Genomic DNA, 26,363 nt, shown 5'->3' with positions numbered 1-26,363 from the left:
ATTGAATCTGGGGCGAAAGTTATATTTTATTCCTCGTAAAGCGCTATTTCACGGTCGTAGAATTCATTCGCTAAAGTAATTAGATTCTCCATTTCCGCATTTAATTCAGCCTCATCTAAATCTTCTTCTTCTTCAATAAACTCTACCTCATCGTCTTTTAAATTGATGATAAAACGTGGGTAATCTAAATGAATGATGAAAATATCATCTGGAAAATCAGTATTGTCTCCTAGTAAAAATTTTGGTAAGTCCATATTGTTATTTTGATTTACACTGCAGTTGAAACCTGCGTGTCGATTAATTTTTTAGTTAGTTTTTCGAAGCGAAGATACAAAAATAATGCGGCTGCGGTAAGTCCTGCTAAAAGTCCAATCCAAATTCCGGCGGCTGCTAAATCAGTATAAAGTCCTAAATAGATTGAAATGGGAAACCCGATAATCCAATAAGCAACAAAAGTCATATACATCGGTACTTTTACATCTTGCAAACCACGTAAAGCTCCTAACATAACTACCTGAATTCCATCTGAAATTTGAAAAATGGCTGCCACTAAAAGCAATTGGGCTGCAATCCGAATCACTTCTTGATTTTCTGCAAAATTCATGTCGTGTGCTGTACTGACAAACATTTCCGGAAGGTATTGGTGGAAAATTACAAATATTAAAGCGAAAACAATTTCTAATATAATAGCCAAAAGAAAAATAGAACGTGCTACCAATTGCAATTTTGGATAATCGCGTAATCCTTTTTGATTTCCCACACGAATCATTGCCGCAACACTCAAACCCATGGCAAACATGAAAGTAAGTGAAGCCAAGCTCAATGCAATTTGATTTGCCGCCTGACTTGTTGTTCCCAAAGCACCCGAAAGCCAAATGGCTCCTGTAAATAACGCCACTTCAAAAAACATTTGCATTGCAGAAGGCGTTCCGAGGTTGATGATTTTCTTTAAAGCAACCTTTTTAATTTCACTGAAACTAAAGTTTTCAAAATAAGGATGGAATTTCACGCGACTTTTCAACGCTAAATGCATATAAATCAACATGACAATTCTAGAAACAATGGTTCCTACAGCTGCTCCAATTATGCCTAATTCTGGAAAAATCCAAATCCCATAAATCAACAGGTAGTTTAAAAGTACATTGACTATATTCGAAATAATGGTCGCCCACATGGAATATTTTGTTTCTGATTTTCCGTCGGCAAATTGTTTGTAAGCCTGAAACATAATTAAGGGAATCAATGAAAACGCAACGATATCAAGATACGGTTTTGCCATTTCAACCACATCCGCTGGCTGGTTCATATAACCAATTAGAGGTTTTGAAAAGAAGATAATTGTAAAAAGAGAAATTCCCAAAATCGTGCACAATAAAAGTCCGTGTTGAAAAATACTTCGGCCTTCTTTGATGTCTTTTGCACCATCTGCTTCGGCAATTAAAGGAGTAATTGCCGTTGAAAATCCGATTCCCAGTGACATAGCAATAAAAACGAAACTGTTTCCGAGAGAAACGGCAGCTAGTTCAGTTGGACCTAATTTCCCAACCATGATATTGTCGACAATTCCCACCAAAGTATGACCTACCATACCTAAAATGATAGGGTAAGCCAACTTAAAGTTATAGGAAAATTCTTTAGTATATTGTTGTAAATTCACTTTTGCAATTTTTTGCAAAGATAGAATCTTATTAGTAAAAGTGAGGTTTCAAAAGAAAGACTTTTTCTATTTTAATGCACCACTCTTTTCTCGATGTATTGTGAATTCATAATTCGGACAATTCCCATATAATCGAGGGTAAATTGCATTTGGTCGCCAACTTTAAAGTTTTCTAAATTTTCGCCCAAATCAAGCACCACCATATCAGAAGTGGCTCCCGCTAGTTTTACATTTTCATTGGTTGCTTCTAGATGTTTCATGTCAATGTCCAGCAATCCGATGTCAATAATAGCTCTAATTGTACTTTTACCGATATTTTCATCATCAAAAGTAACCACTTCTCCTTCAAGATTTGAACCTAGTTCGCCACTTGGAATTAACGGTTTTTCATATAATTCGATGATTTCAGCGTGCAGTTTGAAAATATCATTTTCCATATTTTCAAAATTCACGTGATTGTAAGCATCCGTTCCCATAAAAAGCGTTTCTCCTATCCGGAAATGGTTGATGTCTTTAGGCAATAATCCTTGTTTTATAAGCGGAATAGTTACCGAAGAACCTCCAGAAATAAAAGGTATTTTGACATTAAATTTCATTTCAATCAGTTGTTTGTACAAGCACAACTGTATCAACTTATCATTGTTGGGTAAAACCCCGTATAAGCAAGCCAAATTTGTTCCTAAACCTACAACTTCGATGTTTTTCATCTCGAAAACTTTGGCATAAAAATCAATAAAATCATCACGCATCACCCCTTCACGTAATTCGCCAAGGTCAATCATGATAATGATTTTGTGAATTTTATTTTGCTTCACCGCTTCTTTAGAAAGCATTTCAATCGTATGAAAATCAGTGTTCATACTAATATCTGCATAGGTAACCACTTCTTCAATTACCCCTTTTGCAGGAGGTTTGATGTAAATCGTTTGTGCATTGGCGTCTAAATTTTTAATCATTTTGAGATTAGAAATCCGGGAATCTGAATACTGCTTGATGCCTAAATTAAGTAATTCGGTGAGGTACTTTTCGTTACCACACAATATTTTTGTCACTATCGACCAATCGATGTTGTGGCTTTTAAAAAAATCGTTTAAGTGGTTGAAATTATTTGCTAACTTTTTAGTTTCTAAAGTTATATAAGCCATAAATTATTATTTGATGTATCTCATTTCTAAATACTTGTTGGTGAACCCTAGTTTTTCATACAAGCCTTTTGCAGGATTGTTGGGTTCTACGTGAAGCGCAATACTTCCCTCTGCCGTTTCTATAGCCGTTTCCATGAGTTTTTTTCCAATACCTTTTCCTCTATATTCTGGGTCGGTTGCGATGTAAACCAAGATGTTTTCTGGAATATACTTCTTCATTCCCGTTCTGTTTACCACAACAGCACCAACTACTTTATCGCCATCATTTGCCACTAAAACAAAACCTCCTGCCGAATTTTCCAAACCTAATGAATAATCCATCGCGTCGTTGATGTCGCTTTTTGGATCACCGTATTCTTCCAAACTTTTAAACAGAAATTCATTTACATCTGCTTGTTTTCCGTCTGTGAATTTTTGGTTTGTATCAAATTTTTGAATTGTAATCATGTATCTATTTTTAATTTTACCCCAAGATAATTATTATGACGCTTTTTCCAAAGGTTTGCCGTTAAACTTTGTTAAAAATCGTTTAATGGGCTTTAAAATGGATTGGTTATAGAATATATGACAAGAGTAAGAGTTTGCACAAATATTAGATTGTATTTTAATTTGTTTGATGAAGTTGTTATATATTTACGATTGAGTGATGTAGATTTGTATGTACCAATCAAGCCAATGAAGCCAATTTTGGTTAATATGCAGGATTAATATATACCTGCTTAAAAATTTACTGTAATTCTAAAACGCACGGCAACGAAGGAGCATATGATAAAATTTTGTCTAACTTTTTTAATTCTTTTATTTAGTATTCCAATTTTTGGACAATCCAACTTTGTTTCCTTACAAAGAGAGTTTTGCGAAATAAAATCTGAGGATGAAATTCACTGTAAAGTCGTTTTGGAAAAAATTAATTTTGAAATTAATAATAAGAAAAAGACTTTCGTACAAATTGGAGAAAATAGAAAGGCGTTATTCAAAATCGATTCAGAATTCTCAGATATAGAATTAGGAATTTTCGGTTACAATGTAATTTCTGCAACAGGAGATACTTTAAAATTTACATTTGAAAAAGATAATATAAGGATGCAGTCAATTAGTTATCCTAATACATATGTGAATTTCAAAATCAGAAAGTAATTTATTAATTGCAACCTTTAAATGCAAGTCATCGTCGTTCCGGATAGACCAACCCATAAAACCTTTTAAACGGAACCGATTGTATAACTTCAAAAGTATCGAATGGTTAAAATATAATATAAAACCGCAAGAAGACTTACCCTCCTCTTTTTATTTGCCGACAAATGTAACTGTATTTCACCTCAACACTTTACAATAATAAAAACTATTAATTATGGCAAAAGACAAGTACAGCAATACCTCGCAGGTGTTAAAAAGGTATAAGAAATCGTCAAAATCATGTAATCTTTATTCGAAATCGCCCGTATATCTTTGCCTCAGACTTCATCAACAAATGAGGTAACACGATTTAGAAGAACATTAAAAACAAAAAACATGAAAAAGAATTTAACAACAATTATCGCCGTTTTAGCATTAGGTTTTGCTGGAACAATGCATGCTCAAGAAACGACTCAAGAAGCAATTGACAATTACGACCAAAAATTTAAATTAGGAATTGGTGCCAATGTTGGATACATTTTTGACGACCCGTATGATTACAGTTTAGGTGCTGATGTTCGTTTACAATATGATTTAACACGAGCTACTTCATTGACACTTACTACAGGTTTTACTAACTTATTTATCGGTGACGATATTGAAGATTTAGGATTTATTCCTGTAAAAGCAGGTTTCAAAGGATTTATCTGGGAAGACCGTTTTTATTTAATGGGTGAAGTTGGAGCTGCATTTGCGGTAACAAATGATTATGACAAAACATCTTTACTTTTAGCGCCAAGTATTGGCTATGCTACTAAACACATTGATTTTAGTTTGCGTTATGAGTACTACAACGACTTTCCTAAAGCAAATGGTGGTGAAGGTGTAGGACAATTGGCTTTACGTTTGGCTTACGGTTTCACATTATAAGACGCACAATTTAATACCACTAAACCCTGAAAACTTTGTTTTTCAGGGTTTTTTATTGATTTAAACTTTATGTTCCCTTAAGGCTTGTTGGTATTTCTTAATATTTTCTTGTACGTCAGCGTCCAAAACAGGATTTTGAATATCGGTATATTTCTTTAATTCTGTCAAAATTATTTTACCCACGATATATCTTGCCAATTCTTTATCATCAGCCGGAACCACAAACCAAGGCGCTTTTTCAGTAGAAGTAGTGTTCAAAATCTCTTCATAACAGGCTTGGTATTTGTCCCAAAGCAGTCGTTCTGCCAAATCTCCGGGCGAAAATTTCCAGTTGTGTTTTGGTGTTTCCAAACGTCTTAAGAGGCGTTGTCTTTGTTCTTCTTTGCTCAAATGCAGAAAAAACTTCAGCACAATTGTCCCGCTTTTTGAAATGTGATTTTCAAAATGATTCATATCACTCATTCTTTTCGACCAGAAATCTTCGGGAATATCATCAACAGTCAAAATGCTGGGAATACTTTCATTCAAAATATATTCAGGATGCACTCTTGTAAACAATACGTTTTCATAATGCGTTCTGTTGAACACGCCTATTTTGCCGCGTTCTGGTAGTGCTTTATAATGCCGCCATAAAAAATCGTGTTCAAGTTCAGCACTTGTGGGCGTTTTAAAACTCTCTACCACTACTCCACGGGGATTTATTTCTTTAAAGACTTCCCGAATCAAGCTGTCTTTTCCAGCAGTATCCATGCCTTGCAAACACACTAAAACACTGTATTTATTATGAGCATACATCTTGTCCTGAATTTCGCTCAACTCATGACGGATTTTTTTTAGTTTCTTTTTAAGTTGGGAATGGTCTTTGTTAACATCGATTTTGGTGGGAAGTTCTGACAATTTTATTTGTTCAGTTACCCGAAGACTTTCTATATTTAAATTTTTCATTGGTCGTTGTTTTGTATAAAAGTATCTAATTTGGTTCTCAATTGAAAGGCTGTGGAGAATTATTATTTCAAATAAATCTTGCAAGAGATGTGAACGAAATACTTATATTTATGCAGGATTAAGCCTAAAGCTTGCAAACACTAAATAATGATTGAACTTTTAAGAAAAAAGAAGTCTCTAATGTTTTTGACATTTACTACATTATATTTTAGCAAATGCTTTGCAGAAGGACAAAGTGGATTGGAATACATTGTGAGTTTTGGATATTTATTGATATTAATCACAAATATCTTATTATTTACAATCATTATTGGATTAATGATTAAAGTGCTTTACTCTAAACTATATCCCAAAGTGAAAGGCAACAACGTAAAAGTATTTTCAATTTTAATTTTAATTTCAATCTTATTAACCATTATTTTTCAAGATAAATTTACTTTCTTAATCTTTGATGTTTTATAATTTTTTTTTACTAAAAATTCTCTGATTCCACAACCTGTTCTAAAATATTTATATATTTGGATAGCACTATTATTCGCGATTTTGTTTCAATAAAATCCCTTAATAAATATGAAACTGATGTTAAAGTCTTTGAGTATAGTTTTATTATTACTAGTTTCTTGTAAAAAGGACATGAGAAGTAATCCTAATTCTGTCGATACTGTAAATTCAGCGAAAATAATCAATCTAAAAAGCAAAATTACAAATCCTACTTTTGAAGAACAAAACCTATTTGGTAGCTGGGCAACTGATTTGAGTAGAGCATATCCTGAATTTGAAATCACTGAAAAATCATTTTATATTAAAGGTAACAGAGTAATGAGGTATGAAGTCAATGAAAATAAAATTAAAGTCTTTTACCCAAACTTTGACAAAACAGGTTTAATTAAAAAAGCGATAAATGATTCTTTAATTATTTATTGGGCAAGTGGAGAATATAAAACTTACCTGCGATGGAATCAATAAATTATTTAATCTTTCTCCCCAATATGAAAAAATTCAAACTAAACCTCTTCATAAAAATCCTCGGAATAGGTTCGGCATCCGGATTGATTTATAAAAATGACACCTTATATATCATTTCAGACAACAGTAATTACCTCTATGAATATTCGATTGTAAATAGTGCTTTGCAAAAACATTTACTAATTGAAAATCCTGAAATAAACGAGAATGTTCCCAAGAAAATCAAATCAGATTTCGAAGCCCTTACTCAAAATGGCGATGATATATTCATTATTGGTTCGGGTTCAACAGAAAACAGACAAAAGATGATTCAGATGAGTGAAGTGCAAAAAAAAGTACTTGACAAACATGACTTGACTGATTTATATCTTTCCATGCAATACTTCGCGGGAATTTCTGCCGAAGAATTCAACATTGAAGGCGTAATTTTCACAGGAGAAAAGTGGTATTTCTTTCAACGTGGAAACGGAATCAATACCAAAAATGGTATTTTCACTATCGAAAGCCCGTATTTCACGCAAGGATATTCCTTAGTTTACAACAGTTATGATTTGCCCAAAATAAACGGCGTTCAATCGTCTTTTACTGATGCCGTTTTGGTTGATGATGTTATTTATTTTCTGGCTACCGCCGAAGATTCACAGTCCACTTACCTAGATGGAGTCGTTTCAGGAAGTAGTATTGGTAAAATTAATCTGAAAACGATGAAACTCAAAAATGTAGTAACAATTACAGAAAAATACAAACTAGAAGGATTGACCGTTTTTCAAAATAACCCAAAGACAATTGAATTTTTACTCTGTGAAGACGCAGACAACGACTACCAAGAAACTCAAATTTTCAAACTAACAATAGATAAATAGATGCATCCCATATTAAACAAAAACTTATTTTTAGTCAAAGAGCACGTCGGATTTTTTAAAGCTGCCAATAATTTTGACATTTACGACGCCGAATCCAACCAATTGATTTTAAATACACGAGAAGACCAACTCGGTTTTTTCACTAAAATGTTTCGCTTCACTGATTACAAACGCATGACGCCGTTTCATATTGAAATTAAAACGACCAACGGCGAAAAAGTACTGAGCATCAAACGTGGTTTTACCCTATTTCGTTCTGATGTGGAAGTTTTTGACGAAAATGAACGCTTGATAGGTATATTCAAACAGAAGTTTTTCTCTTTTGGAGGACGATTCAATATTCAAGATAAAGAAGGAAGAGACCTTTGCACCTTGCAAGGAAAATGGACCGGTTGGAATTTTTCCTTCAAAAAAGGCGATATTGAACTGGCTCACGTAAGTAAAAAATGGGCTGGAATGGGGAAAGAGTTTTTCACTTCCGCAGATAATTATGTACTGCAAATTCACGATAATGTACCGCAAAACGATACTGTGAGACCTTTAGTTTTAGCAGCTGTAATGTGTATTGATATGGTTTTTAAGGAATAATTTCTTTTCAAAAAGCTATAAACTCAAAACCTATCTTTCGTGATAGGTTTTTTTATTTTCAAAAAAGAACTATCTTCTCCCAACCTTTTTGATAAAAAAGTGCTCTATATAAGAAACACTTCAATTGTGATAAACCAGAAACTATTAGTAGACTGCAGAAAAATGCACCGAGACGCTCAGCGGCAAGTGTATGAGCTTCTCGCTCCAAAGTTGTACCAGACTTGCAAACGGTACTTGAAAAAAGAAGAAGAAATAGAAGAAGCAATGGCCGATGCATTCTATACTATTTTTACTAAGATGGACCAACTCAAGGAACTCTTGGCTTTTGAGGCTTGGGCGAGGAAAATTGCCGTCAATCAATGTTTGCATACGTTGAAAAAGAAGGTCAACTTCAACATTTATCTGGACGACATGACCACCATGCCTCCACTGGAATCTGCTCAAGACACGTTTCTGGAAGAGGAAGATTTATTGCAACTCCTAGAGCAAATTCCCGAAGGTTGTAAAGCTATTTTTAACCTCTTTGCGATTGAAGGTTACTCTCACAAAGAAATAGCACAAACTTTAGGCATTAGCGAAGGAACTTCTAAGTCACAATTGAATGTTTCGAGAACCAAATTACAAGCGTTAGTCAACCAATTGTATTATCAAAAAGCAAAATAGTCATGGACAATAAACATAAAATAGACCAACAATTTCAGCAAGCCGCTCGAAATAGTGAAACGAACCCAGTTCCAGGAATGGAAAAAATTTGGGCACGTGTTGAACAGAAATTAGACAAAGAGGATGATAAAAAACCAGTTATATGGTGGAAAAAATTAGCGGTTGCTGCTTCACTTTTACTCTTTCTTACTTTAGGATATCAGTTATTTTCGGAAGATGAAATCATTTTACCAACAACAAATTCTGTCGTAAATACTCCGAAAATAGAAGAGACAACTGTTCCAATTGAAATGGATAATTCGTCAGAAAACGATGAAGAAATACTGCCTCCAACTGAAAATTTTGATGCAGAAAATACCGTAAAGATTCTGAAAAAAGAACAACAGAAAACAGCGGTTGCGGTTCAAGAACCTTCGTCTGTGATAGAGGAAGATGCGGCAAAAATGAGCCTTAAACAAGCAGATGTCATCGTTATTTCTCCTTTAGTTTTGGAAGAAAATATAATTGAAACACAAAGTTCCATTGTAACTTCAGCAGTAACTATAGATAAAGTTACAGGCGAAAAAACGGTAAACGGTATTGTTACTTCAAAAAGTGACGGATTACCATTACCTGGGGTAAGTGTTGTAATAAAAGGAACTCATAAAGGAGTAGCAACTGATTTTGATGGCAAATTTTCATTGAAAGTAAAATTAGGCGACCAGTTGGTTTTCAGGTATATTGGAATGAAAGAAAGTATTGTCACAGTTACCAAAAAACAGAATATTGTTGTTGCGTTAGAAGATGATATTTCAAATTTACAAGAAGTAGTTGTTGTAGCTTATAGTATGAAAACTAAGGAAGCTTATACAGGAACTGCTGCTAAAATTGAAGTTAAAAATAGTCAAGCAAAAAAAATATCTAATGCTTCGCAAGCGTTAAGAAGTGAAGTTGCTGGAGTAAATATATTTTCAGGTTCTGGAGTTCCAGGAAGTGATGCAACAATTCGTATCCGTGGTTTTGGTTCTCTAAATGATAACAGAACTCCATTGTACATTGTTGATGGAGTTCCAATAGATGAATCTCAAATTTCTGCACTAAATGCGAAGGACGTTAAAAACATGGAAGTTCTAAAAAACGCGGCAGCTACTTCAATTTACGGAAGTCGAGCGGCTAATGGAGTAATTATAATTACTACAAAAAATGGCAAGTTCAAAAACCTTTCTAAGAAAGAACTTAGAAAAAAGATAAGGGAATTGGAGAAAACAAAACCATTAGCTATTCGGCAAAAGATAGAACAAGAAGACTACGACTCTTTCGACGAAAATGCTTTTGAAAGTCCCGTGAACACACCCCTTTCTACCTTTTCAATTGATGTGGATAATGCCTCTTACACCAATGTGCGTCGTTTTATCAATAACGGACAGAAAGTTCCTAAAGATGCGGTTCGAGTAGAAGAAATGATTAACTTTTTCAAATACAATAATTCGCAACCTAAAAACAGTGACCCGTTTGCAATAACCACAGAATACAGTGTTGCTCCTTGGAATGCCAAACATCAATTACTGCGAATTGGTTTGCAAGGAAAAGTGATTCCGTCTGACCAACTTCCTGCTTCAAATTTGGTGTTTTTGATTGATGTTTCGGGTTCGATGAACGACCAAAACAAATTGCCTTTACTCAAAGAATCCATGAAAATTCTAGTCAAAGAATTGCGAAAAAAGGATAAAGTGTCCATCGTTGTTTATGCAGGAGCTGCCGGAATGGTCTTACCTCCTACATCAGGTAATGAAAAACAAACCATTATTGAAGCACTTGAAAAATTAAGTGCTGGTGGAAGTACCGCTGGTGGTGCCGGAATTGAATTGGCTTACAAAACCGCACAAGAACATTTCATCAAGAACGGAAACAACCGTGTGATTCTGGCAACAGATGGCGATTTCAACGTTGGAGGTTCGTCGAATACAGATATGCAAACGCTCATTGAAGAAAAACGAAAATCAGGTGTGTTTTTGACTTGTCTGGGTTACGGAATGGGGAATTACAAAGACAGTAAAATGGAAATTCTATCCGATAAAGGCAACGGAAATTACGCCTATATCGATAACATTCAAGAAGCCAATCGATTTTTAGGAAAAGAATTCAAGGGTTCGATGTTTGCTATCGCCAAAGACGTAAAAATTCAGATAGAATTCAATCCGAAACATGTCAAATCCTATCGATTAATTGGCTATGAAAACAGAAAATTACGCGACGAAGATTTTACCAATGACGCCATTGATGCCGGAGAATTGGGAAGCGGTCACACGGTAACGGCTCTATATGAAATAATTCCGATTGGTGTAGAAAGCGATTTTTTCAAAACGGAAATTCCATTAAAATACACACAGAACCAAACGGAAACGAATGTCTTTAACGATGAACTTGCCACGATTAAATTTCGCTATAAAAAACCCGACGGCGATAAAAGTATTGAAATGGTAAACGTTATTGAAAACAATTCGATTGACTTAAATGCGACTTCATCTGATTTCAAATTTTGTTCCGCAGTTGCTTGGTTCGGGTTGACGTTGAGAGACTCCAAACTCATACCTAATAAAGATTTGAATGCTATTAAAGCTTTAGCAAAAAAAGGACTCAACAATGACGAGGAAGGTTACAAAGCGGAGTTTATCAGACTCGTGGAAACTGCCAAATAATATCTTTTTAAATTTAGCTAAAAGTGGATTTATACAAATTGTATGAATCCGCTTTTTTTTTAAAATGATTTTATAAAAGTGCTTTAGAATCAATCGAACTGAAAGATTTGACAATTTAAATGAAAAGGTACTGCTTTACAAGATTTCTTTTAACACTTTACTAACCAAAAAACCTATAAAAAATCAGACGAAAGATTGTAACTTTGACCCCTTGCAAATTCGCTATAAAAACATGATTTCGATAACCGAAAAAACCCTTGACGATTTACAATTCCCGACTATTTTAGAAACCATTGCCTCGCATTGTGTGACTGAAATAGGTAAGGAAAAAGCGTTAAAAATTTTACCTTTCAAAGAAAAAGAATCCCTGATGAATGCTTTGATGCAAACCTCAGAATACGTGGCTTCTTACACCAATAATAATTTTATACCCAACCCCGGATTTGACGCCATTCATCATGAAATCAAATTTTTAGCAATAGAAAACAGCTTTTTAGAAGTGGGTAGTTTTAAGAAAATCGCGACACTTTCTGAAACTGCAAATGTCCTTTTACTCTTTTTTAAAAAATTCGACGACTATTATCCTTTCTTAAACAAAATGGCTCTTGAAGTCGAATATACGAAGGAGATTGTCAAGAAAATTGAAGAAATCGTGGACAAACACGGGGAAGTAAAGAACAATGCTTCGGCACTTTTACAAGAAATTAGACAGCAAATCAACTTGGTTCGTGGTAAAGTCAACCAGAGTTTCGGTGCCGCATTAACACAATACCACGGCTTGGGATATCTTGACGATATTAAGGAAAGTTTTGTCGAAAACCGACGTGTACTTGCCGTTCTCGCCATGTACCGACGAAAAGTAAAAGGCTCTATTTTAGGAAGTTCAAAAACAGGAAGCATCGCTTACATTGAACCTGAAGCCACCTTAAATTATTCTCGAGAATTAAGCAATTTAGAGTACGAAGAAAAGGAAGAAATAAAACGAATCCTAAAACAATTGACGGAAACGATTCGCCCATTTTTAACTGTATTAATTGACTACCAAGACTTTTTAAGTACAATAGATGTGATTTCGGCGAAAGCCAAATATGCCAACCGCATCAACGGAATTTTGCCTCAAATCACTGACAATAGGAGGGTCTTTTTCAGAGATGCCTTCCACCCTATTTTATATTTAACCAATAAACAGAAGCAAGAAATCACGCTTCCGCAAACTTTTGAGTTCAATCAAGAAAGCAGAATTATCGTCATTTCTGGACCGAATGCGGGAGGAAAAACCATTTCGCTAAAAACCGTTGGATTGCTGCAATTAATGTTACAAAGTGGAATGCTAATTCCGGTTCACGAACGAAGCGAAACGTTCCTTTTTGATAGAATTCTAACGGATATTGGTGACAATCAATCGATAGAAAACCATTTAAGCACGTACAGTTACCGACTAAAAAACATGAATTACTTTTTGAAAAAGTGCAATAAGAGAACACTTTTCCTGATTGACGAATTCGGTACCGGATCTGACCCTGAGTTAGGTGGTGCATTGGCAGAAATTTTCTTAGAAGAATTTTATCACCGAGAAGCTTTTGGAATCATCACCACGCATTATTCCAATTTAAAAATACTAGCTAATGAATTGCCCTTCGCTCAAAATGCCAATATGCTTTTTGACGAAAAAACTTTAGAACCATTGTATAAATTAGTTCTCGGACAAGCCGGAAGTTCCTTTACCTTTGAAGTGGCACAGAAAAACGGAATTCCTTTTGGTCTAATCAATCGAGCAAAAAAGAAGATTGAAGTAGGAAAAGTGCGGTTTGATAAAACCATAGCTACGTTGCAAAAAGAACGCTCGAAACTTGAAAAAACATCTTCAAATTTAAAAGAAGAAGAAGTAAAAGCACGCGAAGAAGGTAAGAAACTAGAAAGTACGAATGCTAAAATCAAGCAAAAACTAGAAAGCTACCAAGAACTATATGATAGCAATCAAAAAGCTATTTATTTAGGACAAAAAGTGGATGATTTGGCTGATAAATATTTCAATTCAAAAGACAAGAAAGTACTTATTGGAGAATTCTTAAAAATGGTTGAAATTGAAAATTCCAAACGAAAAAAGGCTACTCCAAAGGAAAAAAAGGTAATTGAAGTCAAAAAGAAAGAAATTATTAAGGAAGTTGAAGTACATGTAGAAGAAATTCGGCAAGTTAAAAAAGAAAAGAAAATCGAAGCTGCTTTAATTCCTGAAAAACCTAAAATAACTTTAAAAGTGGGAGACCGCGTCAGAATGATTGATGGAAAAGCAATAGGAAGTATCGACAAAATTGAACGGAATAAAGCCTTCGTCAACTACGGCACATTTACTTCAAAAACAGATATTGCTGTTTTAGAATTTGTTGATGCAAAAAAATAAATTATTATGAATTTACCTGAAAATAAAAAAATAATTCTCTTTGATGGCGTTTGCAATTTGTGTGACGAATCCATTCAATATGTGATTAAACACGATAAAAAAGACGTTTTTAGATTTGTTGCTTTGCAATCTGATTTAGGTAAAGAAATCTTGAATTATCTGAAAATTGATAACTCGAAAACAGATAGTATTATTCTATACGAACCAGGGGTTGCTTATTTTTACAAATCAGATGCCGCGTTGGAAATCATAAAAGAGTTAAATGGCTTTTTAAAATGGCCTGTAATATTCAAAATAATTCCTTCGAGTTTAAGAAACCCCATCTATGATTATGTAGCAAGAAATCGGTATAAGTGGTATGGGAAAAAAGACGTTTGTATGATTCCAACACCTGAATTAGAAGCGAAATTTTTAGCATAAAAAAAGCCGTTTCATGATTTGAAACGGCTCTTCTACTTTTACAAACTTGGGATTACAAACTTTCTTCAGCCCAAGCTCTCATCATCCAAATTGTTTTTTCTTGTTCAGCGATAAAGTCACTCATCAAAGCATTTGTTCCTTCGTCATTGATATCGTCAGACTTGTTTAAAATGTCTCTTTCAATTTTTAATAAATCAGAAAGTGAATCAATAATTAGTTGAACGGCTTTTTCATCATTTGAAATTGATTTTCCTACTTGCAGCTTATTGTGTTTGATGTAATCTTCAAACGTATGCAATGGATTTCCTCCAATAGTTAAAATTCGTTCGGCAACCATGTCTACTTTCAGTTGAGCATCATTGTATAATTCTTCAAACTTAACATGCAATTCAAAAAATCTTTTTCCACGAATGTTCCAGTGAATTCCTCTTAAGTTCTGGTAATATACTTGAAAGTTGGATAATAGAACATTTAATTCCGTTACCATTTCTGCTGATTCTTTCACGGGTAATCCTAAAATATTTGTTTTCATAATTGTGTTTTACTGTTAATATTATTGTTGAATAAAATTACAAAATATTTAATGGTTTGAGTATAACTAAAACCTATAGTTTTCTTAAATTTGCTAAAAATATGATATAATGACAATTACTCAATTACAATATGTTCTTGCTGTAGCAGAACACCGAAATTTCACTTTGGCTGCTGAAAAATGTTTCGTAACGCAACCTACTTTGAGTATGCAAATTCAGAAAATTGAAGAAGAGTTAAAAATTCAAATCTTTGATCGTTCGAAAAAACCGATTCAAATGACAGAAATTGGAGAGAAAATTGTCGCTCAAGCAAAAAATATTGTAATTGAAGCCGACCGAATTAAAGACATTGTAGAACACCAAAAAGGTTTTATTGGTGGCGAATTCAGATTAGGAATTATTCCGACGGTTATGCCTACTTTATTACCGATGTTTTTGAGCAATTTCATTAATAAATATCCCAAAGTAAAGCTGATTATTGAGGAGCTGAACACCGATGAAATTATCACACGTCTCAAAAACGGCCATTTGGATGCGGCAATTGCTTCTACTCCTTTACAAGAGGAAAAGTTGAAAGAAATTGTCTTGTATTATGAACCTTTTGTAGCTTATATTCCAGAAAATCATAAAATAGCGGATAAAAAAGAAATAGAAATCAGTGACTTGAATCTTGAAGAAATTCTTCTTTTGCAAGACGGACACTGTTTTAGAGATGGAATCCTTAATTTATGTAAAAATTCAAGTGCTGGTTTAGGCACTTCTTTCCAATTGGAAAGTGGAAGCTTCGAAACTTTAGTAAAGTTGGCTAACGAGGGCTTAGGAACTACTTTACTTCCTTTTTTACATACTTTAGATTTAAACGAAAAAGATAAAAAACATTTACATCACTTTGTAGAACCTAAACCTGCTCGAGAAGTGAGTTTAATATTTCCAAAAACAGAATTAAAAATTCACATCATCGACGCTTTACGAACTACAATTTCTGGAGTGGTTAGAGGTGCCATTGCGTTTGACAATGTACAGATTGTGAGCCCAATTTCTAAAAAATAAAAAAGGAGCTAAAAGCTCCTTTAAATTAATTTAATAGTAATTGACAATGTTGTAACTCTGGTTTTTCTTCAGTGTATTGCATTAACCAATCCTTTAATTGTTCGATTTCGTAAGGCAACAACACTTTAAGTGCTTTTCTAACTTCTTTGCAAAAGAGTAATGGGTCAAAACTCACTCTTTCCAATACATTTTTTGTGTAACTGAACATGGTTTTCTTCATAATTTCCGACTTCCTGTTTTTTACAATTGTTGAATTCAAATTTAATGAATTATGCAATAGCTTTTACATGTCAAATGTTAATAAAAACCAATCAAAATGTTAAAGAATTACTTTTGAAGCTCTAAACATTTCTCTTTTGCCTGGAGGTCCTTCTAATTTTTCAACTGTGAAACCAACTTCAATCATACTCCGTTTTACAACACCTCTTGCGGCATAAGTTACTAAAACACCGCCCGGTTTTAAAGCGGTAAACATCTTTTGGAAGATTTCAGTACTCCACAATTCTGGTTGAACTCTGTATCCAAATGCATCGAAATAAATCAAATCAAACTGTTCAACATCTTCAATTTCAATAAAAAATTGTTGACGTTTCGTTAAACAAAAATCATTTGAAATTTTAACATTTTCATTCCATTCAGAAGCATGCATTTTTTGGAACTCCGCTTCAAAATCAGTTGCTTGAAGCTCACCAACATAGTTCATTTGAGCAATTTCATTAAAATCTACGGGATACGCTTCTACTCCCGAATAATTAACCTTGATATTGGCTTTTTTAGCTTCGAGAAAAGTGATAAATGCATTCAAACCCGTGCCAAAACCAATTTCCAAAATGGAAATTTCTTTCTGGTCAAATTGAGCAAAACCATTTTTTATAAAAACGTGCTTTGCTTCTTGAATTGCCCCGTGTTTAGAATGATAATTTTCATTCCAATCTGGCAAGAAAATAGTTGTGGAGCCATCGGAAGTTTGAACAATTTCTCTTTTCATTTATTTAATGTAGAGTTTTTTAATTCGCGGAATTGGCCCACCACATTTTACTTCATGGCATTGAACACAAGCGTCAATTCCTGAATTAAAATGTTCTTTAGCATTTTTAGGATCTTCGTAAATCAATTCTTGTGCTTTAATGAAATTTGATGCTTGAACTTTAAAAAAGGCATCATTTTCTTGTTCATCCGTCATCACTGCTGCGTGAATTTTCAGGAAATGATTTGGGAATTTACCAATGGTGTCCCCTTTTTTAATACGCTCCTTTAAATGTTCGTTATCCTTGTACATTTGTTCCATCAGCAGTGCCATTTCTGACATTTCATACATATCGAATTCTTTGCTTGATTCGGTGGCTCCGTTTTTATCGCTAGAAACTGTGTCGTTTTTCTTGCATGAAAAACAAACGAGAATTATAAAAAATGTAGTAAAAAACTTTTTCATTATTTCTGAATCAACACTCCGTTAGCTTCAAAGCCAAACTTTACTTCTGGACTCGTAATTTGTGCAATTTCTTCTTCAGATTTACCACCATCTTTCGCATAATGTCTCAATTGATTTACAGAAACACTATCAATAAACGCTTTTCCACTCATGATTGTGATACTTTTATCGGCATTTTTAGGCACAAAAAACGCATAATCTTTAAATTTCACGAATGTCTCTTGATTTTCAGGAAGCTCGATTGACATCCAACAACCTTTCTTTTTACATACTTCCTTAATTGCCGATTTAAATTTTACATCAATGGTATCACCTGCTTTCAAGCTTTGGTATTTTTCCAACATTTCTTTTGATGTTAATGCGTCATCAGCAACTATTTTTGCACCGAAACTTTCATAAGTTGCTTGAGGTTCTGCAACAACTTCTGCTGTTTCTTTTTTACAACTTACCAATAAAAGCAAAGAACATGATAAAATAAAGATATTTTTCATAAGATTAAATTTAATTATTACCGACAAAAATAGGCAGATTATTTAAACTTTCTCAAAACAGACAAGAAAAATTACCGATAGGTATCAATTTAGAAAATATCTAAGAAGTAAAATATATTTAAAAAATTTCATTGCAGGAAAAAGTACATTTAATTTTACTATTTTAGCATGCTATAATGAGTCGTACAATTTCTGGATCATTAAATACCAAAATAAATAAATTTAAAAAAATACCGCACATGAGTTCAAAGTCCAATTTATCAATTGACATTACAAAAGTTACATCAAGTAAAATTAACGAAGTAGACTTCAATAATCTTACTTTTGGTTCTGTTTTTACAGATCACATGTTGGTTTGCGATTATAAAAATGGTGCTTGGCAAAAACCGGAAATTAAACCTTATGCTCCATTTTTGATGGATCCGTCGTCAAAAGTGTTTCATTATGGTCAAGCAATTTTTGAAGGAATGAAAGCATTTAAAGACGAAAACGATTCTGTTTGGCTTTTCAGACCTGACGAAAACTATAAGCGTTTCAATAAATCAGCTGAACGAATGGCTATGGCAGAAGTTGACGAAGCCATATTTTTAGATGGTTTACAACAATTGCTTGAAATAGATAAAGATTGGGTTAAGAAAGGTTCGGGAAATTCCTTATATATTCGACCTTTTATGATTGCAACTGGGACAGGTGTTATTGCTTCACCTTCTGCAGAATACCGTTTTATGATTATTTTATCACCTGCCAGTTCCTATTATTCGGGCGAAGTTAAAGTAGTGATTGCTGAACATTACAGTCGTGCCGCAAATGGCGGGATTGGTGCTGCAAAAGCAGCTGGAAATTATGCTGGTCAGTTTTATCCTACAGCTTTGGCCAATAAAGAAGGATTTCAGCAAATCATTTGGACAGACGATGCAACACATACAAAACTAGAAGAAGCAGGAACAATGAATGTGTTCTTTAGAATTAAAGATACCTTAGTTACAGCACCTACAAGCGAAAGAATTTTGGATGGAATAACCCGAAAGAGTTTAATTGCTATTGCTGAGAAAAGCGGAATCAAGGTTGAAATTCGTCCTGTATTTGTAGAAGAGTTAATTGACGGTATGAAAAGCGGTGATTTAAAAGAAATTTTTGGAGCAGGAACGGCTGCAGTTGTAAATCCAATTGTCGGGTTTTCGTATAAGGACAAATATCATGAACTTCCAAAAATGGAAGATTCATTCGCGTTAAGATTAAAAAAAGTGTTAAACGACATTCAATATAAATTAGCCGAAGATACTTTTGATTGGACGGTAAAAGTTTAATAAATAAGCATTAACGAATTGCAGTGTTGTTTTATCTTGAAATGCACTGCAATTTTTTTTATTGTAAGATTTTTTCGAAATTGGGTTTAGAATAGTTAGAGCCTTTGATGACTTTTCCATCTTCACGATAAAGGGGTTGACCATTTTCATCTAATTTACTCATATTACTTCGCTGAATTTCTTCAAAAACGGCTTCAATTTTATCTTGCAGTCCGTGCTCGATAATTGTACCGCAAAGAATATATAACATGTCACCCAATGCATCTGCAATCTCCGTTAAATCATTGTCTTGAACTGCTTGTAAATACTCCTCATTTTCCTCTTTCATCAAATTATACCTCAGTAGATTTTTGTTTTCGCCAAGACTCGATTTTGGAACTTGACTGTATCCAATTTTAAATGTCTTATGAAATTCTTTGACGGCATCTAATTGCTTTTGCATAGTGTTGAAATTAATTAGTACGATGTATCCAAAATTAAGGATTTATTGATTAATTTCGCAAAAAAAATAATATGTTTAGTCAAGGCCAACTAATTTTTGCTGGAATTTTTGCTACTGTTTTTATTGCTGTAATTATCTTTAGCTATATCAAAGACAGAAAAATTCATACTAAATTTTATAAAAACACTTACGTTATCTTGTTGTGCTTTGTACTGTTTATCGTATTACTGTTTGCGATTAAGACTTATCTCAAAGATTAAAAATTCACTTTCTTAACAATTATACTCTACAGATAACCCTTTTCTACAAAATAATCTGTATCGTTTTTAAAAATTTTGTGAATTGTTTATCATGAAATGTTTTATCATCATTAAATAACTGTAAATTTATTTTTTGTCAAAACTTCATTCTTAAACTATAGCATATACTATAGTTTTAAAAATCTTCCATTATTTTAATTTTATTTTTGAAATATGATAAAAATCATATTAAAAGACGTGTGTGTCCTGTAATTTTGACCTATAAATAATAGAGTAATAAACTGTAATCAATCCAATTTAAAAAATATCATCGCTATGACAAATTTTGTAAAAAAAGCCCTGATTTTGAGTACTGCATGTGTCCTGAGTATGGCATGTAAACAGAACAACGATTCCAAAACTAATTATGCGGATGTTCCTGTTAAAGGTACTATGAATGCTGAATTAACTTCACCTCCATTTGTACCAGCACCAGTTGGCGACCGACTTGCTAAAAAGCTGATTGTAAACATGGAGATTTTAGAACAGGAAGGTGAAATGACTGATGGTACTAAATATATGTATTGGACATTTGGCGGAAGCGTTCCTGGAAGTTTCATTAGAACACGTGTTGGTGATGAAGTAGAATTTACACTTAAAAATCACCCAGATAATAAATTACCCCACAACATTGACTTACATGCTGTAACTGGTCCTGGTGGTGGAGCTTCGTCTTCATTAGTTGCTCCAGGACATGAAAAAACATTTAGTTTTAAAACTTTAAATCCTGGTTTATATGTTTACCACTGCGCTACAGCTCCAGTTGGAATGCACATTGCAAACGGAATGTACGGTTTAATTTTAGTTGAGCCAGAAGGAGGTTTACCAAAAGTAGACAAAGAGTACTACGTGATGCAAGGAGATTTCTATACAAAAGGAAAATACGGAGATCCGGGCATGCAAGCGTTTGATATGAATAAAGCGATTGAGGAAAATGCTGATTATGTAGTGTTTAATGGTAAGGTGGGAGCCTTGACAGGTGACGGTGCATTAACTGCAAAAGTAGGCGAAACAGTACGAATTTACATGGGTAACGGTGGGCCAAACTTAGTTTCTTCCTTTCACGTTATTGGAGAAATTTTTGACAGAGTGCATATTGAAGGTGGTGATATGATTAATACAAATGTGCAAACTACTTTAATTCCTGCTGGTGGAGCTGCAATTGTAGAGTTCAAAGTAGATGTACCGGGAACCTTTATTTTAGTTGATCACTCTATTTTTAGAGCATTCAACAAGGGTGCTTTGGGAATGTTAAAAGTGGAAGGTGCTGAAAATGCTAAGATTTATTCTGGAACAAAACAGGAAGGAATTTATTTGCCAGAAGGTGGCGCTATCCAAACAATGCCTAAGAAAATTGCTGGTAAAGAGGTTATAGTAAGTAAATCAGTTGCACAACAAGTAGCAGACGGTAAAAACATATACGGAAATACATGTTTTGCATGTCACCAAGCGGAAGGTCAAGGGATTCCAAATGCATTCCCTCCTCTTGCAAAATCTGATTATCTAAATGCAAATCCAAGTCGCGCTATTGATGCAGTATTACACGGATTGACTGGTGAAATTACAGTAAACGGTAAAAAATACAATTCAGTAATGACGTCTCAAAACTTAACTGACCAAGAAATATCAGACGTTATGACTTATGTTTACAACAGTTGGGGTAACAATAAAACAGTAATCACTCCAGCAATGGTAAAAACACAAAGAGCAAAACCTCCTGTGAAAGTGAAAGACATGCACGAATAAAAATAAAGAATTTAATATTTAATACAAATGAAAACTATAATTTACAGTACTCTAGCAATCGTATTAGCGGGAAGTTTAATAAGCTTTAATATGCCAAGCGACAAACTGACAAATGCTACTACTTTTCAAGACGGTACAAAAGGTAAAGCCATTTACACAAAAACTTGTGTAGCGTGCCATCAAGCAAATGGAGCTGGAATTCCAAATGCATTCCCTCCTTTAGCAAAATCGGATTATCTTAACAAAGATACCAACAGAGCAATAAAGGCAGTAATGAATGGATTACACGGACCAATTACCGTAAATGGTAAGAAGTTTAATTCGGCAATGCCTACTCAGAACTTGAAAGATGACCAAATTGCAGATGTATTAACGTATGTTTACAGCAGCTGGGGAAATAACAAAACAAAAGTTACTCCCGCAATGGTTAAAGCTTTACGAGGCAAAAAATAAAAGAATAGTTAATTATTAATTCAAGAAAGAATGGAAACTCACCAATTAAATGTAATGCGCTACTGCTTCATAATGTTACTGGGAGTTTCCATTACTTTTGCTCAAGTACCAAAAAATATGGTACAAATTAATGCCGGAAGTTACGTCCCTCTTTATGGAACTGACGACAAATTACCCATAAAAGTTGATGCTTTTCTACTCGATATTTATCCGATAACAAATTACGAATACCTCACTTTCGTGAAAGATAATCCGGAATACGGAAAGTCCAAAATCAAAAGGTTATTTGCAAATACATCCTACCTTTCCGAATGGTCAAATGATTTAAATTTTGGTAAATTGAATCCCCAAAGTCCTGTAACTAACGTTTCTTGGTTCGCCGCTAAGAAATATTGCGAATGCCAAGGCAAGCGATTAGCTACTTTAGACGAATGGGAATATGTGGGAATGGCAGATGAAAAACGAATTGATGCTCGTTCAAAACAAGAATTTAATAAATATATTCTGAGTTGGTATGAAAAAAACAATACGTATACCAACAAAGTAGGTCAAACTTATAAAAACTACTGGGGTGTTTATGACATGAACGGTTTAGTGTGGGAATGGACTTACGATTTTAATAGTATTTTTCTTTCAGGAGAAAGTCGAAAAGACAAAGATACCGATTCTAATTTATTTTGTGGAAGCGGATCAATCAATGCTACTGATTTAATGAATTATGCCGCATTTATGCGATATGCATTCAGAGGAAGTTTAAAAGCAAGTTATACCACTAAAAATCTGGGTTTTCGTTGTGCTAAAAGTTTGAAATAATCTTTTTTAAATAAAATACCATGAAAAAATTAATTCTATTTGCTCTATTTTCGATAGCCCTAATTGGTTGTCAATCAAAAGCGGAAAAAGAACAAGAGACCAAAGAAGAAATAGCTAAAAAACCGATTACTGAAATGTCTATTTATAATTTACCAGAAAAATGGACTACTCAAAATGGAGAAGATATCGAATTGAAGCAGCTCCGTGGCAAAGTACTAGTGATGGTAATGATTTACACTTCATGCAAAGCCGCCTGTCCCCGATTAGTAGCGGATATGAGAAACATTGAGAAAAAAGTTCCTGCAGCATTAAAAGACAAGGTGCAATACATATTAGTAAGCATTGACCCTAAAGTAGACACACCAGAACGTTTAAAAGCATTTGCTATAGAAAACCAAATGGATAATGAACAATGGTTGTTTTTACGCTCTAACGATGAACAAACACGCGAGTTTTCAGCAGTTCTAGCTGTAAATTACAAAAAAATTTCGCCTCTAGATTTCTCTCACTCTAATATCATTAGTGTTTTTAATGCAGAAGGTGAACTCGCTTTCCAACAAGAAGGATTAGAAGTGAATAACGAGAAGACCGTTAACAAAATAAAGGAAGAAGCCGCAAAAGTGAATTAAAATTTCTCTTCAATAAACAATTAAACATCATGAAAATCTCATACAAATTAATACTTATCATTAGTGTTCTAATGGTAACGGTGGACAGTATTGCTCAAGAATTTGATGTCAATCTACAAATTCGACCTCGTTTTGAATACCGAAATGGCTACAAAGAATTAATGAAAGATGGAACTTATCCCACTTCTTTTATTTCCAATCGTTCTCGACTGAATTTCGACTTTAAACAAGAAAAAATTAAAGCAAAAATTTCATTCCAGAATGTTCGCGTATGGGGAGACGTAAACACAACAGCAACTTCAGATAAAAACGGTGTAGCTTTATTTGAATCTTGGTTTTCTTATGATTTCAGCACAGATTGGTCTGCAAAAATAGGTCGTCAAGTTATTTCTTACGATAATCAACGGATTTTTGGCGGATTAGATTGGGCTCAACAAGGACAAAGTCATGATGCATTAGTTGTTCATTATGCGAAGGATAAAATGCAAATTGATTTTGGTAGTGCTATCAGTAATGGTGGTGAAAGTTTGATTGAAACATCATATACAACTACCTATAAAAACTTACAATACATTTGGTTGAACAAAAAATTTACAAATTCTTCTTTGAGTGTATTAGGTTTAAATACGGGGTATCAATATGAAAACACTACTGACGCTGTATTTGAAAACGCCTATATGCAAACTTTAGGTGGTTTCTATAAATGGCAAGCTGGCAATTTTTATGGAGATTTAAGCGGGTATACACAAACAGGAGAAACTGCTTTGGGAATTTCAAAGGAAGACATTCTAGCTTACAATACTGGTATTAATGTAGGTTACAAATTTACACCCACTTTCAAAGCAGAATTGGGTTTTGAATATTTATCAGGAAAAGCACAAGACGATGCGGATTCTAAAATGAAGTCATTCACACCGTTATTTGGAACAAACCACGGATTCAATGGATTTATGGATTATTTCTATGTTGGAAATCACAAAAATACCGTAGGTTTAAAAGATTTTTATGGTAAATTATCTTTCGAAAAAAACAAATGGCAGTTTGCTGTGGCTCCTCACGTTTTTTATAGCGCTGCACAAATCATTAATCCGATTACTTTGGAACAGGAAAGTTCAAACTTAGGAACTGAAATTGATTTGACATGCATGTATAAACTGGATAAAAACATTACAATTACAGCTGGTTTTTCAAAAATGTTTGGCTCCACTTCTCTAGAATTAATTAAGGGCGGAAACAAGGACAATGATAACAACTGGGCTTATGTTATGGTTTCATTCAACCCAAATATATTTTCATACAAAACTACTAAGTAATTTCTGAATTTAATTCCATAAAAAAAGCCTGAAAATAATTTCAGGCTTTTTTTGTTTAGTGGGGAGAGCAGGATTCGAACCTGCGAAGTTTTCACAGCAGATTTACAGTCTGCCCTCGTTGGCCGCTTGAGTATCTCCCCTGCGTTAAAAACAACTAATTCGTCGCTTAAACCGGTTGCAAATATAGCAACGTTTTCGGTGTTTACAAACATTTTTTCGAATTAATTCTTTACTTTTTTTTAAACATTTAATACTTAAATACATAAAAAAAACTCCCTAAGGAGTTTTTTAAAATTTACGATAAAATCAATGTATTATTTATTTAAAATCGATGCAATCTTAGCTCTTAATTCTTCGCCACGTAAGTTCGTTGCAATGATTACTCCTTTTTCATCCAAGATATAAGTAGCCGGAATACTTTTGATATTATACAAAACTGCAATTGGATCCGTCCAAAATTGCAAATTAGAAACATGACTCCACGTCAATCCGTCTTTTGCAATAGCGTCATTCCACTTTGCCGCATCTTTATCTAAAGAAACTCCAATGATATTCAAACCTTTCTCATGAAATTCATTATATAAAGCTACAACATTTGGATTTTCCTTTCGGCAAGGTCCACACCAAGAAGCCCAAAAATCAATAATAGTCACTTTACCCATCGCTTGCTTTAATGAAAGCATTTTTCCATCCGGTGTTGGCCCCGAAAAGTCGGGAGCTATACTACCCACTGAAAAATCTTTATAATTATCAATTTTAGTTTTTATTGCAATTCCAGGTTTCGTCTTTTGTAATTTCGAAGGTAACATTCCATAAACGGTCTTGATTTTTTCAATATCGACTTCAGGTTGATTGAACATGTTGTCTAACAACAACACAGATAAAAAAGAAGTAGGATTTTTTTCCGGGTATGTTGATGTATATTGAATCAATTCATTTTGCAACAAACCAAATTCATCCATCAACTGTTGAATGGTTTCATTGTCTTTATTTGCTTGAGCCGTTTGCATTTTCTGCGTATTCTCATTTTGAAAATCCTGCATTTTCTGCTGTACTTTCTGTGAAAATACATTGAACTTTTGCAAAGCGTCATTGTCTGCCGTTCCTCCTATTTTGCTTTTCGCAATACTATCTTTGTAAATTGTAAAGTTGATTGCCCCTTGATCTAAAATAAAAGCAATCTTGCCTTCAAGACCTTTCACCTGAATAAAGTTAACCGCTGGTTCAGTTGCCGTTCCTTTTATTGTGAAAGCTCCTTTCGAAATCTTAGCAGAATCAATAGCTACGCTTCCTTTTACATCGTCCTGTCGCTCCAGATAAACCATAGTTCCATCCTGAACGCCTTTAGCGATACCGCTTAACGTAAAGTTTGGTTTTACGGGATTGGTAAAAGAAATTAGTCCTAAAGCTATTGTAGAAATTAAAAATATTTTTTTCATAGGATTTATTATAATTAAAATAAGGTTTTTGAAAAATTAAAATT

At 33.9% G+C, this 26,363-nt stretch carries 28 protein-coding genes, 1 tRNA gene and 1 pseudogene; 17 read left to right on the top strand and 13 right to left on the bottom strand.

Annotated elements, in window-relative coordinates; translation table 11 throughout:
• Nucleotides 1–26 precede the first annotated feature (26 nt).
• From ACQ5J2_RS09100 to ACQ5J2_RS09085, 4 genes are all read right to left on the bottom strand, one after another.
• Nucleotides 27–254, bottom strand: a complete 228-nt coding sequence (locus tag ACQ5J2_RS09100; RefSeq protein ID WP_026977977.1) for a hypothetical protein — start codon at nt 252–254, stop codon at nt 27–29.
• Nucleotides 255–268: 14 nt separating this feature from the next.
• The gene (locus tag ACQ5J2_RS09095; protein WP_432670094.1) at nt 269–1,657 is read right to left on the bottom strand and encodes an MATE family efflux transporter; all 1,389 of its coding nucleotides are present in this window, start codon (nt 1,655–1,657) and stop codon (nt 269–271) included.
• A gap of 71 nt (nt 1,658–1,728) precedes the next feature.
• Nucleotides 1,729–2,802 (bottom strand): alanine racemase, encoded by a 1,074-nt coding sequence (locus ACQ5J2_RS09090; protein ID WP_432670093.1) that lies wholly within the window; start codon nt 2,800–2,802, stop codon nt 1,729–1,731.
• Between the two features lie 6 nt (nt 2,803–2,808).
• Nucleotides 2,809–3,249: a GNAT family N-acetyltransferase gene (locus ACQ5J2_RS09085; protein ID WP_432670092.1), complete on the bottom strand. Its 441-nt coding sequence runs from the start codon at nt 3,247–3,249 to the stop codon at nt 2,809–2,811.
• Nucleotides 3,250–3,567: 318 nt separating this feature from the next.
• Here ACQ5J2_RS09085 and ACQ5J2_RS09080 point away from each other — a divergent pair, with 318 nt between their 5' ends.
• Nucleotides 3,568–3,939, top strand: coding sequence for a hypothetical protein (locus ACQ5J2_RS09080; RefSeq protein ID WP_432670091.1), 372 nt, complete (start codon nt 3,568–3,570; stop codon nt 3,937–3,939).
• Between the two features lie 375 nt (nt 3,940–4,314).
• A complete protein-coding gene (locus tag ACQ5J2_RS09075) occupies nt 4,315–4,848 on the top strand; it encodes a hypothetical protein (protein ID WP_432670090.1) in 534 nt (177 codons plus the stop codon).
• Nucleotides 4,849–4,908: 60 nt separating this feature from the next.
• Here the strand turns inward: ACQ5J2_RS09075 and ACQ5J2_RS09070 are convergent, their stop codons facing one another.
• Nucleotides 4,909–5,793, bottom strand: coding sequence for a PPK2 family polyphosphate kinase (locus tag ACQ5J2_RS09070; protein WP_432670089.1), 885 nt, complete (start codon nt 5,791–5,793; stop codon nt 4,909–4,911).
• 180 nt (nt 5,794–5,973) lie between these two features.
• Between ACQ5J2_RS09070 and ACQ5J2_RS09065 the strand changes: the two genes are divergently transcribed.
• The 8 genes from ACQ5J2_RS09065 to ACQ5J2_RS09030 all read left to right on the top strand — a co-directional run bounded on the left by ACQ5J2_RS09065 (nt 5,974) and on the right by ACQ5J2_RS09030 (nt 14,372).
• Nucleotides 5,974–6,255, top strand: a complete 282-nt coding sequence (locus ACQ5J2_RS09065) for a hypothetical protein (RefSeq protein ID WP_432670088.1) — start codon at nt 5,974–5,976, stop codon at nt 6,253–6,255.
• A gap of 171 nt (nt 6,256–6,426) precedes the next feature.
• A complete protein-coding gene (locus ACQ5J2_RS09060; protein WP_432670087.1) occupies nt 6,427–6,759 on the top strand; it encodes a hypothetical protein in 333 nt (110 codons plus the stop codon).
• Between the two features lie 23 nt (nt 6,760–6,782).
• Nucleotides 6,783–7,622 (top strand): DUF6929 family protein, encoded by an 840-nt coding sequence (locus ACQ5J2_RS09055; protein ID WP_432670086.1) that lies wholly within the window; start codon nt 6,783–6,785, stop codon nt 7,620–7,622.
• A complete protein-coding gene (locus ACQ5J2_RS09050) occupies nt 7,623–8,210 on the top strand; it encodes a phospholipid scramblase-related protein (RefSeq protein WP_432670085.1) in 588 nt (195 codons plus the stop codon).
• 162 nt (nt 8,211–8,372) lie between these two features.
• Nucleotides 8,373–8,873, top strand: a complete 501-nt coding sequence (locus ACQ5J2_RS09045) for an RNA polymerase sigma factor (RefSeq protein WP_432670084.1) — start codon at nt 8,373–8,375, stop codon at nt 8,871–8,873.
• Nucleotides 8,874–8,875: 2 nt separating this feature from the next.
• Complete coding sequence (locus tag ACQ5J2_RS09040) at nt 8,876–11,551, top strand: YfbK domain-containing protein (protein ID WP_432670083.1); 2,676 nt, start codon at nt 8,876–8,878, stop codon at nt 11,549–11,551.
• Nucleotides 11,552–11,783: 232 nt separating this feature from the next.
• A complete protein-coding gene (locus ACQ5J2_RS09035) occupies nt 11,784–13,952 on the top strand; it encodes an endonuclease MutS2 (protein ID WP_432670082.1) in 2,169 nt (722 codons plus the stop codon).
• A 6-nt stretch (nt 13,953–13,958) separates the two neighbouring features.
• Nucleotides 13,959–14,372, top strand: coding sequence for a thiol-disulfide oxidoreductase DCC family protein (locus ACQ5J2_RS09030; protein WP_432670081.1), 414 nt, complete (start codon nt 13,959–13,961; stop codon nt 14,370–14,372).
• Nucleotides 14,373–14,424: 52 nt separating this feature from the next.
• On the opposite strand, the gene ACQ5J2_RS09025 is transcribed toward ACQ5J2_RS09030, so the two are convergent.
• A complete protein-coding gene (locus ACQ5J2_RS09025) occupies nt 14,425–14,904 on the bottom strand; it encodes a Dps family protein (RefSeq protein WP_432670080.1) in 480 nt (159 codons plus the stop codon).
• 109 nt (nt 14,905–15,013) lie between these two features.
• Between ACQ5J2_RS09025 and ACQ5J2_RS09020 the strand changes: the two genes are divergently transcribed.
• On the top strand, nt 15,014–15,955 hold the full coding sequence (locus tag ACQ5J2_RS09020) for a LysR substrate-binding domain-containing protein (protein WP_432670079.1): 942 nt from the start codon (nt 15,014–15,016) through the stop codon (nt 15,953–15,955).
• A gap of 25 nt (nt 15,956–15,980) precedes the next feature.
• Here ACQ5J2_RS09020 and ACQ5J2_RS09015 read toward each other — a convergent pair whose 3' ends face one another.
• The 4 genes from ACQ5J2_RS09015 to ACQ5J2_RS09000 all read right to left on the bottom strand — a co-directional run bounded on the left by ACQ5J2_RS09015 (nt 15,981) and on the right by ACQ5J2_RS09000 (nt 17,878).
• A complete protein-coding gene (locus tag ACQ5J2_RS09015; protein WP_432673288.1) occupies nt 15,981–16,175 on the bottom strand; it encodes a hypothetical protein in 195 nt (64 codons plus the stop codon).
• Nucleotides 16,176–16,274: 99 nt separating this feature from the next.
• Nucleotides 16,275–16,943: a tRNA (5-methylaminomethyl-2-thiouridine)(34)-methyltransferase MnmD gene (gene mnmD, locus ACQ5J2_RS09010; RefSeq protein ID WP_432670078.1), complete on the bottom strand. Its 669-nt coding sequence runs from the start codon at nt 16,941–16,943 to the stop codon at nt 16,275–16,277.
• Entirely contained in the window at nt 16,944–17,387 is a 444-nt protein-coding gene (locus tag ACQ5J2_RS09005; protein WP_432670077.1) for a hypothetical protein, read from the bottom strand.
• Complete coding sequence (locus tag ACQ5J2_RS09000; protein WP_432670076.1) at nt 17,387–17,878, bottom strand: DUF4920 domain-containing protein; 492 nt, start codon at nt 17,876–17,878, stop codon at nt 17,387–17,389. Before ACQ5J2_RS09000 ends, ACQ5J2_RS09005 begins: the two co-directional genes overlap by 1 nt.
• A 239-nt stretch (nt 17,879–18,117) precedes the next feature.
• Between ACQ5J2_RS09000 and ACQ5J2_RS08995 the strand changes: the two genes are divergently transcribed.
• Complete coding sequence (locus ACQ5J2_RS08995; protein WP_432670075.1) at nt 18,118–19,185, top strand: branched-chain amino acid aminotransferase; 1,068 nt, start codon at nt 18,118–18,120, stop codon at nt 19,183–19,185.
• Between the two features lie 58 nt (nt 19,186–19,243).
• On the opposite strand, the gene ACQ5J2_RS08990 is transcribed toward ACQ5J2_RS08995, so the two are convergent.
• The gene (locus ACQ5J2_RS08990) at nt 19,244–19,627 is read right to left on the bottom strand and encodes a hypothetical protein (protein ID WP_432670074.1); all 384 of its coding nucleotides are present in this window, start codon (nt 19,625–19,627) and stop codon (nt 19,244–19,246) included.
• 629 nt (nt 19,628–20,256) lie between these two features.
• Here ACQ5J2_RS08990 and nirK point away from each other — a divergent pair.
• From nirK to ACQ5J2_RS08965, 5 genes and pseudogenes are all read left to right on the top strand, one after another.
• Nucleotides 20,257–21,672 (top strand): copper-containing nitrite reductase, encoded by a 1,416-nt coding sequence (gene nirK, locus ACQ5J2_RS08985; RefSeq protein ID WP_432673286.1) that lies wholly within the window; start codon nt 20,257–20,259, stop codon nt 21,670–21,672.
• Nucleotides 21,673–21,762: 90 nt separating this feature from the next.
• A pseudogene (locus ACQ5J2_RS08980) lies at nt 21,763–22,125 on the top strand (c-type cytochrome); the annotation flags it as partial.
• A gap of 30 nt (nt 22,126–22,155) precedes the next feature.
• Nucleotides 22,156–22,938, top strand: a complete 783-nt coding sequence (locus ACQ5J2_RS08975) for a formylglycine-generating enzyme family protein (RefSeq protein WP_432670073.1) — start codon at nt 22,156–22,158, stop codon at nt 22,936–22,938.
• Nucleotides 22,939–22,958: 20 nt separating this feature from the next.
• The gene (locus tag ACQ5J2_RS08970; RefSeq protein ID WP_432670072.1) at nt 22,959–23,567 is read left to right on the top strand and encodes an SCO family protein; all 609 of its coding nucleotides are present in this window, start codon (nt 22,959–22,961) and stop codon (nt 23,565–23,567) included.
• Nucleotides 23,568–23,596: 29 nt separating this feature from the next.
• Nucleotides 23,597–24,880, top strand: a complete 1,284-nt coding sequence (locus ACQ5J2_RS08965) for an alginate export family protein (protein WP_432670071.1) — start codon at nt 23,597–23,599, stop codon at nt 24,878–24,880.
• Nucleotides 24,881–24,939: 59 nt separating this feature from the next.
• On the opposite strand, the gene ACQ5J2_RS08960 is transcribed toward ACQ5J2_RS08965, so the two are convergent.
• Both ACQ5J2_RS08960 and ACQ5J2_RS08955 read right to left on the bottom strand, forming a co-directional pair.
• Nucleotides 24,940–25,020 (bottom strand) — tRNA-Tyr (locus tag ACQ5J2_RS08960).
• Between the two features lie 174 nt (nt 25,021–25,194).
• On the bottom strand, nt 25,195–26,319 hold the full coding sequence (locus ACQ5J2_RS08955) for a redoxin domain-containing protein (protein ID WP_432670070.1): 1,125 nt from the start codon (nt 26,317–26,319) through the stop codon (nt 25,195–25,197).
• Nucleotides 26,320–26,363 lie beyond the last annotated feature (44 nt).

It is taken from the genome of Flavobacterium sp. SM2513 (assembly GCF_050908145.1).
Taxonomy (GTDB): domain Bacteria; phylum Bacteroidota; class Bacteroidia; order Flavobacteriales; family Flavobacteriaceae; genus Flavobacterium.
This window is presented reverse-complemented; position numbering and strand designations above follow the sequence as displayed.